This window comes from Marinomonas balearica (assembly GCF_004362145.1).
GTDB classification, from domain to species: Bacteria; Pseudomonadota; Gammaproteobacteria; order Pseudomonadales; family Marinomonadaceae; genus Marinomonas; species Marinomonas balearica.
The window spans coordinates 98,845-114,766 of the sequence record NZ_SNXC01000015.1 but is presented as its reverse complement, the minus strand read 5'-3'; the positions used below and the strand labels follow the sequence as shown (position 1 = coordinate 114,766).

The window sequence follows — 15,922 nt, the reverse complement described above, 5'->3', positions numbered from 1 at the left end:
GGAAACTGTGACGAATTTAACGTTTAAGAAAAAAAAGGCGAAAAATCAACGTGAAAAGCACGATATAAACAAGGCTCGCGCTGAACGAACCTTGTTTAAAAGAAGGAAGGACTAGAGGGATTACTAAGTGATGACACGCATTACGGTTAGGTTAGCTGAAGCGTTCCATAAGCTAACATGGTGTTGTCTGAGTTCTGTTCCGTTGTCAGCATAAACACATCGTACCCGTCGTCCGGAAATACGGTATCAGTTCCACCGGAAAGCGGCGTGTCCTGATCTCCTCGGCTACTATACAGTTCATGCTCTGTGAAGATCTCTGTAACCAAACTGTCGCTGAAACAAAACTGAGTGACCAAACTCGTTTGTTGATCTTCACTGGTAATTTGAACATGAATATGAACCGTACGCCCTCGATACCAACCAGGGAAACACGATTTGAAATTCACCCGCCCACTTGAATCCGTCACCAACTGACCACGATACCAAGTACTTGCTAATGCGTCTTCTTCGTCGTTTGTACAGAAGCCGGTGTTAAAGTGACTGGCATCGTCGCTGTCACTCGTGTCTCCAGAGTAAATGCCATCGATATCACAGTGCCATACTTCAATTGTATAGTTTTCTAAAGGCTCACAATTGCTGTCAATCAAACGCAAACAAAGTTGCATTGGTAAGCCGGACAATCCAAGCGAAATGTCTTCACCTGTCGCATCTTGAAAGTAACATGGCCCTTCGGTTGTCGACTGGGTAAGCGATACCTCACACGTTGAGCCGGAATCAAACACTGTATCGCTAGGATAATCCACTGAGATTAGATCGGTTGTACCTGATGCCCACGTTGAACTCGCACTTGAAGTTGTCGAACTATCAACCCCTGCTCCTGAGCCATCACACCCACCAAGACCCGACACAGCCGAAGCCAATGGAATCAAACCCAGTGCTTTTACAAATTGACGCCGTTTTAATAGCGTGTTTTTAAGACCTGTTTTTTTGGTTTCTACAGAAATTTCTTTCCCATTGGACATGCTTTCTCTCCTGCTGACTTATATACAATTTTCTGCTGGCAAACTGTAGAAAAAGAGTAGCAAGATAAAAAAACTTTATGCGCTTACAAGCTGTAAATGATAAGTAAGTTCTATGTAAGCTGAGAAGATTGATGGCCAGCGCACACATTTTGCGTGATGTTTAGCAGCGTTTGAAAGATTTCCTGATCCTTCATTTCTGTCTTACACCACAAATATAAATCTCGGTTCGCAAGACGATTCGTTGGCACAGGAAGCTCAACTAATTCATTCGCTTCTTCCATAACTGAAATAGGAAAGCGAGGTAACGTCGCGAGATATCGGCCTGTACGCAGCATTTTAATGAGCATAACCGCGTCATTTTTAAAGATGATTTTTGTTTGCGTGGCTTTTATACCTAAAGAACGCAACATGTCGTACGCCTGCTTTTCATACGGTGATGCCATTCCTAGACCGAGCCATTCGACATTACGAAAATCCTCGAATGCTTTGTCCTGATTGGCTGCTAACGCAATCGGATGAGATTGACTGCAAAAGATCCCCAGATGATCTGGAACAATCAGTTCTCGATGCACGCTGTTAATTGTCTGATCTGGGTTCAGCGGCGCTAAAACAATATCGAATTCATCGTTTTGCAATCCTTCTAGAGCAGAAGCGGGGTTCAAACAGGTTACTGTGAGCGCAATATCTGGAAAAGACACCGCGAACTGATCAAGAATCGTAGGAGCCAAACTGGTACACAGCAAAGGCCCTGCCGCGATACGAAGTTCTTTGGTGATACCGTACTTGTAAAAAGACGCCCGTTCTTCCGCGTTTTTCAGGAGCTGTTGGATCACTCTTCCTTCACGCGCTAGGGATTCTCCAACGGTTGTACTTCTTACGCCAAAGCGACTTCGCGTAAACAACTCAGCACCCACTTGCATTTCCAGTGTTGCCATTGCTCTGGTCATTGTCGGTTGAGCAACATTGAGATAATCCGCTGCAGCCGTAATCGACCCTTTATCCAATACTGTTGCCAAATAAATCAGGTGTTTTGATTCCATTACTTACTACCACTGTCGTCATCATGATCGAACCAATTTCTGATTCATTCTGATAAGGAATCGGTCAAAGCGCAAGAGAACCTCATGCAACCTTTACATTCATTTGAGCAGTTAACGATGATAAGAACACGCTCTCTGACTTCAGCAAGTGGATAATTCTTTTAACGCTGTGGCATATCCGCCTTTGAATAAACCAGACTGACCACGGAATCCTCAACCAACGGCGGCATAGTCGAATCCCAATCGAGCCACGATTGTCGCATGGCATTCAATCTCTCAGGCTGAAGCCTCGCTTGATTGGCTCGTTCTCGGGCATCATTGTCTATATTAAACAGGTATTCATGCTCATCCACTTTAAGATACTTCCACGACCCCATTCTTAATGCTCTTTGTTTACGGTGTTTCATCCGCCAATACAAGGGACGCTCAAACTCCGTATTTTCTTGTAGCACAGGCAACAACGAGACCCCATCAATCGGGTAATCTTCAGGAAGTTCACCCTGACCAATATCGAGTAAGGTTCGAGACCAATCCATCGTCATGCAAAGCTGCTCACTGACCGTTCCTGGCTCAACACCGTTTGGCCAAGAAATAATCCACGGCACACGTATACCGCCCTCCGTTAAGTCCATTTTACCGCCTACAAGAGGCCAATTATCAGAGAAACGTTCACCGCCGTTATCGCTGGTAAATACGATTACTGTGTCATCAGCAATTCCATGTTCATCCAGTTTTTCCATTATCCTACCAATACCTTCATCCATATGATGGATCATCTTTTGGTATGTGTGGATATTGCCGCCTTCTAGATGAAATAACGACGTAATCTTATCAGCTAAATGCTCATCGTCCCGCGTCTCCCAAGGCCAATGCGGAGCCGTATAGTGCAAGCTTAAGAAGAAAGGAGTCTCGGCACTTTTAGGCGCTCGTCGATCTATAAAATCGATCGCACGATCTGACAGTAAATCCGTCAGGTAGCCGACCTCGTCGTGCTCCTCTTCATTAATCCAAAGATCGTTATCGCCTAAACCGCTAACGTGTGAAAAATAATCAACGCCTCCGGCCATGATACCATAGAACTCTTCGTAACCTGATGCTCTTGGCCCAAAGTACGGCGGGTAGCCTAGGTGCCATTTGCCCACCAGCCCTGTGTAGTATCCCGCTTTTTTCAGCTGTGAAGGAAGCGTCGGAATCTCGGGTGGGAGGCCTAGCGTACTGCTCCCCTTACTTTTACTGTTCAGTGGCTCTTCCAAAGCGCCCCTCAACCTATATTGATAAGCCATTGTCATCAAAGCAAAGCGGGTCGGAGAGCAAACAGGCGAGTTTGAGTAACCATTGAGAAACATTTTTCCCCGTGCCGCTAATTTATCGATATTTGGCGACACCTGACCAAATTGCGCTTCTCGCCCTCCGTAGCACCCCAAATCGGCATAGCCTAGGTCGTCTGCAACGATGTAAATTATATTTGTCATGGGTTCATCCTATTTAAGTCTTATTATTTTTGGCTGTCATCAACGGCATACTTGCCCCATTCGCACTCTGTCTTAAATGCCATGCCCATAGACACGTACCCAAAATCGCACCGACTATGTTCCAATACTCTATTGGAGATAACAGCATGACAGCCGCAGCTAACCTTCCACTAACTTCAAGCAAAGACAATCGCTTCACATGGAAAAATGAAAGCGCACTGACCGTTAAAATAATGCCAAATGCCAAGCGAACCAGTAACCAGCTCCAAGCCAGAAAATCAAACTCGGCTCCCGCTTGGCTTACGGTCAAAAGCTCAGGGTTATAGGCAAAAGCAAACGGAATCACAAAAATCATGATGCCAATACGTGACGCCGTGATAGAGGTTCCAACAGGGCCTCCTTTGGAGATACTTGCTGCTGCAAACGCCGCAATCGCGACCGGTGGCGTGATCACAGAACCAACAGCGATAAAGAACACAAACATGTGAGCGGTTAAAGGTGCTAAGCCCAATTGCTGCATTGCGGGAATTGCGATCGTTGCGACAGTGACGTATGCGGGTAATGTCGGCATTCCCATGCCTAATACGATACAACACACTGCCGTTAAGAGAAGTGAGATCAACAGACTATCTGATACAAGGCTGCTTAACAGTACGCCAAATTTGATAGGAACTCCGGTCGCAGACAGAGCAGAGATAACAATGCTGACCGCCGCAATGGCCATTAGAAGACCTGCAAACGTTCGCCCACCGACCGACAAACACTTAATAAGTTGTAATGGTTTTTTGCGAATCTCTGGATTTATAAAGCTCAAAGGAAACATTAAGGCGAGAGCGGCAATGGATGCACCAGAGGGAGACATACCGTTAGTCAGCAACAACACAATAACCACTAACGGAATAAATATTAACGCAAGGTTCAAATAATCCTGACGGTTCGGTGCATCAACGCCGTCCACTTTATCCTGTGGTTTTATGCCGAGGCGTCGACTTTCGAAAACAACGCTGGCAAATAAACTGCCGTAAAATGCAATGGATGGAATCAACACTGCAATCACGACCGTCATATAGCTCACACCTACAAAGTCGGCCATAACAAGTGCCGCCGCGCCCATAATCGGTGGCATTATTTGCCCACCCGTCGATGCAGCAGATTCCACTGCACCCGCAAAATTAGGCGTAAAGCCGCGCCGTTTAATCATTGGAATAGTAATAACGCCCGTTCCGACTACATTACCTACGGCACTTCCTGACACGGTGCCAAATAACGCAGAAGACAGTATTGCCGCATGAGCTGGACCACCGGCCGTTTTACGCATCCAATGAAAGGCAATGCGAATCATAGAATCGCCAGCCCCTACGCCCTCTAAAACTGCCCCTAAGATAATGAAAGGGAACACCGTCGTAACAACGATCGAAAAGGTACTGCCTAAAATGCCCGTATCCAGACTAAACAGTAGATTTTGCGCCAACATTTCCGGAACATCGCGATTTACCGTTTGGAACGGTGCAGGCCAATGGTGGCCAGTCGCCATATACAAAACACCGAAAATACCGAGCAATGCAACAGGCAACCCCCAAATTCGCCAACAAAAATAGATCGACGCAGACGACGCTATAACAGCAGTCCACATCTCACGCTCACCGAACAAAAACATCATATCGTCGAGCGAACCACTGATTTTATAAAATGACCAACAGCTCCAAACTGCGCCAATCGTCGCCAGCACACTCATCACAGCTGAAAAAGGAGCAAAGCGTTGCTGTCGACTTTTGGCGATCATTGCCAAACCAATGACAAGAACACATAAAGCAAAGAAGGAAGCCCTAAAAAAGACCATTGGAAACGGGCCGACTCGAAAGTCTCCTATTGCAGGCATCACGTTAAGCAACCCATAAATGCAGACAATAAAGCTCAATACAGAGACAGGGTTCAACGTCTTTAGTCTAGAAAAAACAGTCAATTTATTGATCTCCCAAAGAGACGAGGAAAACGCCGGCGAAGCACGTTGCTTCACCGCATTTCATCATTTCAAAACACCACTAAAGGATGTAATGACATTACTTTATGAGTAGGTTTTCAGGAATTGAGATGTTTAATTCACGGTAGTATTTGACCGCGCCAGGATGTAACGGCGCATTAACGCCTGCAAAGTAATCCGTCGTTGCCACAGTAGATAATGAAGCATTGCTCTCGGCCACCGCTAATCGGTTTTCAAAATACGTTTTCGTTAAGCTGTATGCAATGTCGTCAGGGAGGTCCTTTCTAGCGGCCATCATCATGACAGTTTGCCAAGTCAACACTGACTCTTCATTCACTTGACCTGGGTAAGTATGTGCAGGAATTTCAGTGGGCTGCATCACCAGATCCGCAGGAGGGATCATATTCGAACCGGGAACACCCAATAAACGAATATTGCGGCTTAAACTCATTTCTGCCAACGTTTGAGATCCAAGACCGAACACGCTGATATAAATATCAAATTGCCCATCTTTGAAGCTTTGTGCGCCTACGCCCCAAGGCGCTCGAACGCTTTCATATTGATCAGGCTTCAACCCAGCGGCCGAGGTCAAAGCATGTATTTGATCGTTGGCAATGCCCGCAGGTGGTCCGACATAAATGCGTTTGTTAACGCCGTCTTTCCATTCGGTAATATCGTCGTCAGCCCAAGTAATTGCATGGTAGACACTGCCCGGCAAACCAAACAACGATCTTACGTTTGATGCCGCTTCTTTCGCGACGTTACCTAAGTTTTTATAGGGAGGACGTGCATGTTGCATAGAAACAAATGCACTAGGAGGAACAACGGCCGTATCTAATTTTCCACGGCCAAGTTTCAGAAGTGATTTTGTAAGTGTCTGCCCTAATGAAAGCTGTAAATCCACACCTGCGTCACTCCAATAAGGAGCCATCGCTTGGGGAATCATGGCTAATACACTTGCTGCCCCAGCGGTTTCCATTGCAATTTGTTCAGATCGAACGTTAGCAGAAGTCAGCGCTAATAACGCACAGCTGGCCATTGTAATCGCCCGATATCCAACACGTACACGTGTACTCATTTTCGATTCCCTCGGTGTTATTTTTATTTTGATTTCACTATCCTATGTGAGGATTAAGTATTCGTAAAATACTACTTTATGGCTCTAATCAATCATTAATGAATACAAAAAAGTAAAGACAAACCTTTGATTCATTCACTCTTAAAGCACTTTCGTCATAAAGACACTGTAAGGGTCTTCAACATAACTGGCAAAAGGTGGGCAATATTCGAAGCCATGAGATTGATACAGTTTTTGTGCGGGTAAAAAGGGTTCGGGAGTGCCTGTTTCTAAGCTAAGATTGCGGTAGTTTCGCAGCTTAGCTTCTTCAATAATGACCTTAAGCATACGTGACGCGACACCACGACGAAGAAACTTTGGATATGTACGCATGGATTTAATCTCTCCATGACCTTTATCCAACTCTTTTAAAGCACCACAACCCGCCAACTCCTCATCAATCCAAACAGACCAAAGCGTGATACTTGGATCTTTCATTTCCTCAAGATCTAACACATGAGCACTTTCTGGCGGACTTAACGAAAACATATTCTCGTGGTGGAAAGTAAGCAACTCTATAATGTCTTTGCTTTGCACATTGTCTACTGTGATGCGCATTCTCTTTGACTCCCTTCTTCACTTTTGAATAACATCAAGAATCATATCAAAGGCAAAGTAAAACACCATCACAATGCTTAATAGAAAAAACCAGACACCCTAAAAAGATATCTGGTTTTCAACACTCTACTTTACAACGACACGATTAGATCAACAGATCTGTTATTTAAACGTACGTTTACGAACACGCTCCAAACGTTTCAGGATCGCATCCATACGCTCAGGTTTCACCATGAACTCTTGAAAGCCTTTCATACCTTCCTGCGCCATTGCCGGATCCGTGTCTCGGTCATAGAACTGAGCCGTACCATCTGCCGCTTTCAGCATTGAAACACCTTTGTTCAAGAAGTAGTTATCAGGGGCTGTCGCATCTTTATGTGGCGGAATCTGCAAAAGCGCCTTATTCACTAACGTTTGATTATCCGCACGTGCCATGAACTCTAAGAATTTCCGAGCATCCTCTTTGTTTTTCGCTTTTGAAGGGATATGGATCGTATCCATCGGTGCGTCTTCAAACATGCCTACGTTAGGATTGATTTGTGGAAATTGGAAGAACCCCATTTTTCCATCCAGCTCTTTAGGGAAGTTTGGCGTGATGAAATTACCAATCAGATACATTGCCGCTTTGCCATTGTACAAAAATGGCTGTGCTTCCTGCCAAGAATACGATGCATGGTTCTCAAGGAAGTAACCCGGCTCGATAAGCTCTTTCCAGTGCTCAAATGTTTTCTTAACACGGTCATCCGTATACGGAATCTTGCCATCCATCAAATCGATGTGAAATTTCAAACCGTTTGTACGCATGTTTAGATAATCGAACCAGCCCGCAGCGGTCCATAGATATTTAGTACCAATCGCTACGGGAGCAATCTCGTTGGCTTTCAAAGTTTTACTAGCAGACAAAAAGTCTTGCCACGTTTTGGGCTCTTCTATGTTCAACTTTTCAAAGATGTCTTTTCGGTAGTAAACACCCCATTGATAGAAGGTATACGGCACACCCCATTGTTTATCGTTGACCGTCATCGCAGGCTTGGCTGACGCCATATCGGAGTAAAGGTTGTGCTCTTGCCAAATATCGCTTACATCTTCAAACAATCCACGATCCACGAAGGTTTTCATACGGTTACCCGCATACCAAAAGACCAAATCTGGAGGTGTTGTCGCCAACCAGTTACGAATGGCTGTCTTATAGCCTTCTTTATCATAAAGGTTGTACTTCACGTCAACATCTGGGTTCTCTGCTTCAAATTTAGAAACGATTTCAGCGAACGCCGCTTTTGGTGCAGGATCAGCCTGATCAGAATTGATCACCAAAGTTCCCGCATTGGCTGCCGTTGCAGCAATTAATGCCATAGAACCCGCCGCCCATGAATGTAAAATGTTCATATTTTTCTGAGCCTCTTATTGTTATTTCTCTACTGGTTTACATAATAACTTTATTATTATTTAACGCTGACTTTTTATGGAACTTGGTTCCAGTATTGTACATACACCTCACCAAGTCAATAACGAAACACAGTTCCAATAAGTAATATTTAAGTTGTAAACAGATCGATTAAAATCGAGCGTAAATTAGGATGTCGCCCGCCAAATCGAAAGGTCGCATTGCCCTAAAGCATTACTTCCTAACAGCTTTTCATACCCTGAGAAGGTTATTTCTCTCGTTTCATTTCCATAGTTAAACGCAAAGCGGATCGGTCCACGATCTCTTACTCGTATCCCTTCCGGCAAAAAGTTCGTCGTTAACCCACTGCTTTGCGCCAATCGTGAAAATATTTGTTCGAGCAACCCGTCATCCACACAAGATCCCAGATAGTAACTGTTCAGTTGTTTCACCAAAACGGGCGTGCCGTTATCTGTTTTCAGCAAGACTTCCTGCGGACGTTCTTTCGGCTCGGCTTTCAATTGTTCATGCCAATTCTGAATCGCACCTCGCCCCCAGCTTCCATAAACATTAAGTTGAGTATGCTTGGGTAAAGCGTCGACTCGCTCAACAACCACATCCACTAACGCTTGCACTTTACCCGGAGCAAGGTTATCTGGAATTCGGTAATCCGATGTTTTACTGCCCGATCTAGGGCCAAAGAGAATACGACCTTCAAACGCCTGAAGACGCAAAAGCATCTCTTGATCAATGTTAGCCTGAGCCGGCAACACGAGCATTTCATACCCTTCAAACTCAGATTGAGGGGAAACAATATCAATACTCAATCCCAACTTTCGAATAGCTTCATAACAACGATAGAACCAAGACATATATCGGTAAGCGTTCGATTGAGGCTGAATATCAAAAGTCCAACAACTGTCGTAATCAAATACTAATGCGACTTGCCCTTTACTCGGCAACGCCATTAAATCATCCACAGAAAGATCTAATTGATGAGCAAGCTGCTCGACGTCCGAACTGACTTGTTTGGCCTCAAATGCCGCTTCCGCATACTCGCCATCGGTACGCAATAAACCTGCGTGCATTTGCTCTTGAGCAAACGGAGCCTGACGCCAACGAAAATAGGAGACAACTTCAGCACCGTGCGAAAACGCTTCCCACGTCCAGAGTCTCACCGCACCGTTTGCTGGAGCGGGATTATGAGGCGCCCAATTCACTGGGCCGGGTTGTTGCTCCATGATCCATAAACGTCCTTTACCGCACGCACGGTAAAGATCATGATGAAACGCACCGAAATCGGGGTGGCCGGTGCGCATATAGCGTTGTTTCTCATCATCACGATAAATATCTTCTTGATCCAAAAAGCCCAAAGGATAAGTATCCCAACTGGCAATATCGAGATCATTTCCCACTTTGTAGTGATCAAACGCCGTGAAAAAGCCCATATAATTGTGAATAAGGTCTCTATCGGGAGAGAATTTACGCAGAATTTCCGTTTGAAGTTTGTTGTAAGCCACAACCTGATCGGAACAACACCGCTGAAAATCAAGACGATGAATGGGGTTCGCCTCAGTGACGGTTAAATTGGGCAATTCGATCTCATCAAAGCTTCGATACTCCATGCTCCAAAACACATTCCCCCACGCGGTATTCAGCTCAGAAATAGAGCCGTACTTTTCTTTTAGCCAAATACGGAACGCAATAAGATCTGCGTCGGCATAACTCAGTATAGTATCGTGACAACCGTATTCATTATCCGTTTGCCACGCATAAACTGCGGGGTGCTCGCCATAGCGCTGCGCCATTAGCGTCACAATTCGATCCACTTCGGTACGATACGATGTACTGGCGAAAGTATAATGTCGACGAGAGCCAAACCCTCGGACATTGCCATTTTCATCTTTTGCCAACATGTCTGGGTGTTGATCAACGAGCCATTTCGGGGGCGTCGGTGTCGGTGTTCCTAACACGACCTTTAACCCGTGTTGATGAAGAACAGCTAATGATTCGTCCAACCAACTCCAGTCTAATTCTCCCGGCGCAGGCTCCAGTCGGCTCCAGCTAAACTCACCAACGCGAACGTATTCAATACCAATTTCTCGCATCTGTTGTGCATCTTGCACCCATCGAGCTTTAGGCCAGTGTTCAGGGTAATAACACACACCTAGTTTCATTTTTATACTCCAGAAAATCTTTGTTTGATTTGCTTAACGGTTGCTTAATAGTCGCTTATTTGAAACGGCGCTCCAGCTGAGCCGCTCGCGTCTACTTCGATGGCAACAACATGTCCCGACAGTGGGCTCTGTGCTAACTGCTTATCGGTCAGGCCAACACTTGCCGACGTAATGAATAAGGTGTTGCCATTTTTTCCGCCAAATGCACAACTTGTCGGTCTGGCAAATGGCAGTTGAACCGTCATTAATACGTTCCCTGCAGGCGAATATTTAACAACTTTTTGACCGTCCCACTGTGCATTCCAAAGGCATCCGTCAGCATCAATCGCTGATCCATCTGGCGCTCCTATTTCGACTTTTGCGAAAGGGCTGTGGTTTCTTGTATCCGTGAAATTAGGGTAAGGAAACTGGTGTATTTCACCAGCCATGGAATCGGCGAAGTAGAATCGATCTCGGCTTTCATCCCATGCCAATGTATTCGAGATGCCAACGTTGTCGAGCATCTTTTGCTTCTCACCATGAGGAGTAACCCGCCATAAACGACCCGACTTCTGAACTTCATTGTCGTCCATCGTTCCTACCCAAAGACTTCCGTCTGGTGCAACTTTCGCGTCATTTGTACGATTGCTCGGACGATCTTCATCCAGCGTAACCAAATATTCGATGATCTCGGTTTCGGTATCAAAGATTGCAACGCCGTCGGACAATACAACGACCAAGTTCGGTGCTTGAGACGCAAACACTGCTGAGACTTTTTTGGGCATGTGCCACGAACGCGTCTCTTGAGTCTGTGATGACCATCTCCAAACTTGCTGCTTTGGAATATCAACCCAAAACAGACACTCAGTTTCTGCACACCAGAATGGCCCTTCGGCTAGGGTGTGTCGCTCGCTGCTGATTGGCGTAATCTGAGGTGAAATTGAGATTTCGTTTTCTAAAGTGGTCATCGCGATTAATTCCCCTTGTGAGCTTGGTAAGCCTGCCAGCTCGCGGCGAAAGCTTTCGCGTTATTTGCAGTGGTTTCAACACTTTGCCCTGCTTTGTACAATGCAGAGCCCAACCCAAACCCTCGTGCACCAGCATCCAAATAGACGTCCATATTAGACGGCGTAACACCGCCCACAGGGCATATCCAGACGTGTTTTGGAATCACGGCACCGAGCGCTTTAATAACATTAGGAGAAGGTAGTGCTTCTGCCGGAAACAGTTTCAAACCATCCGCTCCAGCTTGAAGCGCACTAAAAGCTTCGCTCGCCGAGAAGAAACCGGGTAGCGCATATAAGCCTTTTTCTTTCGCGCATCGAATCAGATTCGGATCCGTATGCGGGCTCACCATCAATTTAGCGCCTGTATCCGCTAACTGCGCCACCTGCTCGGTCGTCAAAACAGTGCCTGCGCCGATGAGCGCTCTGTCTCCGTACGCTTCCTGAACGGCTGCAATACTTGTAAATGGCTCCGGCGAATTGAGTGGCACTTCGATAATACCAAAGCCGACATTTATCAGTTCCTCGACGTGAGCCAGCACTTCGCTTGGTTTAATGCCTCGCAATATAGCCACCAGCGGAAAACGATTCATTTGTTCTTCAAAAGTCATATTTCTATCCCTCCGATCAGACAGGTCTGCGATCGAAAATGTATTTTTATTGTTACGCTAAAAAAACGATGTGAAGTACGTTGTATGTTATTGCGCATCCGCGATGGTCGTGAGACCGAGAATGCTCGCTTCGCTGGCATCAACCTGCACAACGAAGGTATCGCTCTCACTCAAAGCCATTCGATAACGTTGCGCCAATAAACTGGAACCGATGACATACAATCGTTTGCCTTTCAAATGAAGACACTCCGACATTTCGCTGACATCGTTTCCCACAATGATTCCTGACAAATAATCAAAGACTGCCGCATCGGACATTTCACCCGTCACCTGACGACTGCGAACGGAAAATAAGTGATGCAGTAATCCACCCTCTTTTTTCGATGTGTCCAAGCCTTTTTGAAAGACCTCAGGATCGAATGAATCACTTGACGAGATGCCTTTAACAAGGCTCGATTCTTGTGATAACTTAGCGTACAACTCTCCTGAAAAAGTGGTAGAAAACTGTTTCAATTCGCCCTTTTCAATACGCCCCCATTTACAATGCGTCCCCGGCATGCAGAAGAAAATTTCTTTATTGCTGTCGACACTGGCGTCCATCGAAAGCTTTTTCCACAAGCCTAATAGTTGCGTTTCTTCACCTCGCATCACATCGGCTTGTTGTCCAACACCTATGCCTTGAGCACCGGGAACAATGTACACATCAACGGGTAAGGTCGTTTCGAGTTGTACAAGGTTGGCGCTTAACTCTGTTAGCAAATGCGGGCATTGAAGATAAGGGACTTCCTGCCACCCACCTTTACTGCCGACCATACCTGCCATATAAATAGGCACATTATGTTCAAGCCAAGGCGCAACAATGTCTGCAAGCGTCGACTCAAACGCCTCAGGAGCCAGACCCAACATTCCTTGATCGCTTTGCTTTTGATCCAGAATCGTGCCGAGCCTATCGATAAGAAATACCCGTAAATTGGAGGTACCCCAATCCACTGCGATAAACATGGGTGAGCCACTCATAGCCGACCTCCATCGACAACCAAACTCTGACCTGAGATCATTCGGCTTTCGTCAGCAGCCAAAAATACAACCATGTTCGCGACGTCTTCTGGCTCGATTTTAGTTTTCAGTGCCTGCTGCACCATCAATTCAGCTTCGGCTTCCGGCGTCAGCCACAAATCTTTTTGTTTTTGAGTCATTACCCAACCTGGCAAAACGGTATTAACTCGAATTCCATCACCTCCCAGCTCACGAGCTAGGCCTTTCGTTAACCCAGATATACCTGCTTTCGCAGTGACATAACCTGGGTAACCTGACAGCCCAAGCATCCACGAATTAGAACTCATATTGATGATCGAACCCGCACCTTGTTCCGCCATACCCGTCGCGACAGATTGAGCGGCAAAGAAGTGATGCTTTAAGTTCACCTGCATGCAGGCATCAAACTGGGCGGAGGTCATACTCTGAAGATCGTGACGTTGATCGTTTGCCGCATTATTGATTAAGGTCGCAACGTAACCCCACGCATTGATTCGGCTCGATATGGTCGTTTGAAGGGACTCAATGTCCATAAGATCGACGCAGGAAAAGTGGACATCAAAGCCCTTTTCTTCTAATCGAGCGACTAACGCACTCCCTGCCTTTTCGTCCAAATCAAAAAAACTAACCCTTGCTCCTTGCTTGGCAAAGGCTTCCACAATGGCCTCGCCGATGCCACTGGCTCCGCCAGTCACAAGCACATGTTGACCCTCAACAGATGAGTACTTTGTTACGCTTGTCATTAGTGAGACTCCCTTTTCACAACTGAACCGCTTTTACCGACTAGAAAATCCAAATCGGCTCCCTGATCGGCCTGCATTACATGGTCAATGTAGAGCTTCGCATAACCTCGATGATATTCACTTTCTTGTGATTGCCATGCGGCTTTGCGTGATGCTAACTCTTCATCGGTAACGTTCAATTGAAGCAAGCGTGTCTCAACATCCAATGTAATTTCATCGCCCGATTGAACCAAAGCAAGTGGACCTCCTATCGTCGACTCTGGAGAAACATGAAGAACGACGGTGCCAAATGCGGTGCCACTCATACGTGCGTCACTGATCCGCACCATGTCTGTCACACCTTTTTCAAGAACCTTACGAGGCAGCGCCATGTTTCCAACTTCTGGCATACCGGGGTAGCCTTTTGGTCCGCATCCTTTCAAGACCAGAATGGAATGCTCATCGACATCCAGTTCATCGGTATCGATGCGCGCTTTGTAATCTTCGATATTTTCAAAGACCACGGCTTTACCCGTATGCTTCAGCAAAGCTGGGGTCGCGGCACTCGGTTTTATAATCGCACCTTGTGGTGCCAAATTGCCTTTCAAAACGGCAATGCCTGCGTTGTCCCGTAATGGATTATCGAGCGGGCGAATGACCTCATCATTGAAGCATTCTGCATCTACGCATATCTCCGCTTGCGTGGCACCTGTGACGGTTTTCGCATCCATATCGAACAGTTCTGCCATTCGATTAAGGAGCGCAGGAAAGCCACCAGCATAATGAAAATCTTCCATTAAATACTGTCCCGATGGCATAAGATCCACAATACAAGGTACGGTGGCACCAATGCGATCCCAGTCGGCTAAAGACAAATCAACACCGACTCGACCCGCTAGAGCCAGAAGATGCACCACTGCGTTTGTTGAACCACCAATTGCGGCGTTCGCGCGAATGGCATTTTCAAAAGCGGCTTTGGTTAAGATATCCGACGGTTTAAGGTCTTCTTTCACCATTGAAACAATGCGAGCGCCCGTCAGATGCGCCAGCGCCTGACGTCTTGCGTCTACCGCGGGCAAGGTGCCGTTTTCGGGCAATGACATTCCCAATGCTTCCGTTAAACAAGACATCGTAGAAGCCGTCCCCATTGTCATACAAGTTCCACGAGAACGTGACATGCCGGATTCAGCGCGCATAAACTCGTCCAGCGTCATTGAGCCACCACGAACCGCTTCGCTGAATTTCCATACATCGGTACCGGAACCAATGTCTTTACCGCGATATTTGCCGTTCAGCATCGGACCAGACGACACGACAATGGCCGGTAAATCAACGGATGCAGCGCCCATCAATTGAGCGGGAGTGGTTTTATCACAGCCACCCAACAACACCACACCGTCCATGCCATACGCTCGAATAGACTCTTCCACATCCATGCTCATCAGATTTCGAAATAACATGGCAGTGGGCTTCATTTGAGTTTCGCCTAATGACATAACAGGAAACTCTAAAGGCACGCCACCTGCTTCCCAAACACCGCGTTTAACGTATTCGGCAAGCTCTCTTAAATGCGCATTACAAGGCGTCAATTCACTCCATGAATTACAAATACCGATAATAGGACGACCATCAAAACTGTGATCCGGTAGTCCTTGGTTTTTCATCCAGCTGCGATGAATAAAGCCGTCTTTATCGAGTTTGCCGTACCACTGCTTACTGCGAAGCTCTTTTTTAGGCTGCGGCGCTTTATCTGGTTGAGACGCTTTGATAGTGTCAGGCTTATTTTCAGACAATTTTTTGTCGGACATTAGGGGAAACTC

Annotated in this window: 13 protein-coding genes; all 13 read right to left on the bottom strand. The window is 46.2% G+C overall.

Annotation, left to right across the window (positions count from 1 at the left end; genetic code table 11):
• Positions 1-146: 146 nt before the first annotated feature.
• Complete coding sequence (locus tag DFP79_RS15685) at positions 147-1,022, bottom strand: dioxygenase family protein (protein WP_133504892.1); 876 nt, start codon at positions 1,020-1,022, stop codon at positions 147-149.
• Between the two features lie 110 nt (positions 1,023-1,132).
• On the bottom strand, positions 1,133-2,062 hold the full coding sequence (locus DFP79_RS15680) for a LysR family transcriptional regulator (protein WP_133504891.1): 930 nt from the start codon (positions 2,060-2,062) through the stop codon (positions 1,133-1,135).
• Between the two features lie 161 nt (positions 2,063-2,223).
• Entirely contained in the window at positions 2,224-3,534 is a 1,311-nt protein-coding gene (locus tag DFP79_RS15675) for a sulfatase-like hydrolase/transferase (RefSeq protein ID WP_133504890.1), read from the bottom strand.
• 13 nt (positions 3,535-3,547) lie between these two features.
• On the bottom strand, positions 3,548-5,497 hold the full coding sequence (locus DFP79_RS15670) for a TRAP transporter permease (protein ID WP_243730296.1): 1,950 nt from the start codon (positions 5,495-5,497) through the stop codon (positions 3,548-3,550).
• 97 nt (positions 5,498-5,594) lie between these two features.
• Positions 5,595-6,593, bottom strand: coding sequence for a TAXI family TRAP transporter solute-binding subunit (locus DFP79_RS15665; RefSeq protein ID WP_243730295.1), 999 nt, complete (start codon positions 6,591-6,593; stop codon positions 5,595-5,597).
• 141 nt (positions 6,594-6,734) lie between these two features.
• Positions 6,735-7,190, bottom strand: a complete 456-nt coding sequence (locus tag DFP79_RS15660; RefSeq protein WP_133504889.1) for a GNAT family N-acetyltransferase — start codon at positions 7,188-7,190, stop codon at positions 6,735-6,737.
• Between the two features lie 162 nt (positions 7,191-7,352).
• Entirely contained in the window at positions 7,353-8,576 is a 1,224-nt protein-coding gene (locus DFP79_RS15655) for an ABC transporter substrate-binding protein (RefSeq protein ID WP_133504888.1), read from the bottom strand.
• A 186-nt stretch (positions 8,577-8,762) separates the two neighbouring features.
• A complete protein-coding gene (locus DFP79_RS15650) occupies positions 8,763-10,751 on the bottom strand; it encodes a beta-galactosidase (RefSeq protein ID WP_133504887.1) in 1,989 nt (662 codons plus the stop codon).
• 44 nt (positions 10,752-10,795) lie between these two features.
• The gene (locus tag DFP79_RS15645; protein ID WP_243730294.1) at positions 10,796-11,698 is read right to left on the bottom strand and encodes an SMP-30/gluconolactonase/LRE family protein; all 903 of its coding nucleotides are present in this window, start codon (positions 11,696-11,698) and stop codon (positions 10,796-10,798) included.
• Positions 11,699-11,703: 5 nt separating this feature from the next.
• The gene (locus tag DFP79_RS15640) at positions 11,704-12,345 is read right to left on the bottom strand and encodes a 2-dehydro-3-deoxy-6-phosphogalactonate aldolase (protein ID WP_133504886.1); all 642 of its coding nucleotides are present in this window, start codon (positions 12,343-12,345) and stop codon (positions 11,704-11,706) included.
• Positions 12,346-12,432: 87 nt separating this feature from the next.
• On the bottom strand, positions 12,433-13,362 hold the full coding sequence (locus tag DFP79_RS15635; protein WP_133504885.1) for a 2-dehydro-3-deoxygalactonokinase: 930 nt from the start codon (positions 13,360-13,362) through the stop codon (positions 12,433-12,435).
• Positions 13,359-14,123, bottom strand: a complete 765-nt coding sequence (locus DFP79_RS15630) for an SDR family NAD(P)-dependent oxidoreductase (RefSeq protein WP_133504884.1) — start codon at positions 14,121-14,123, stop codon at positions 13,359-13,361. Before DFP79_RS15630 ends, DFP79_RS15635 begins: the two co-directional genes overlap by 4 nt.
• Positions 14,123-15,910, bottom strand: coding sequence for an IlvD/Edd family dehydratase (locus DFP79_RS15625; RefSeq protein WP_133504883.1), 1,788 nt, complete (start codon positions 15,908-15,910; stop codon positions 14,123-14,125). The genes DFP79_RS15630 and DFP79_RS15625 overlap by 1 nt, the downstream gene beginning before the upstream one ends.
• Positions 15,911-15,922 lie beyond the last annotated feature (12 nt).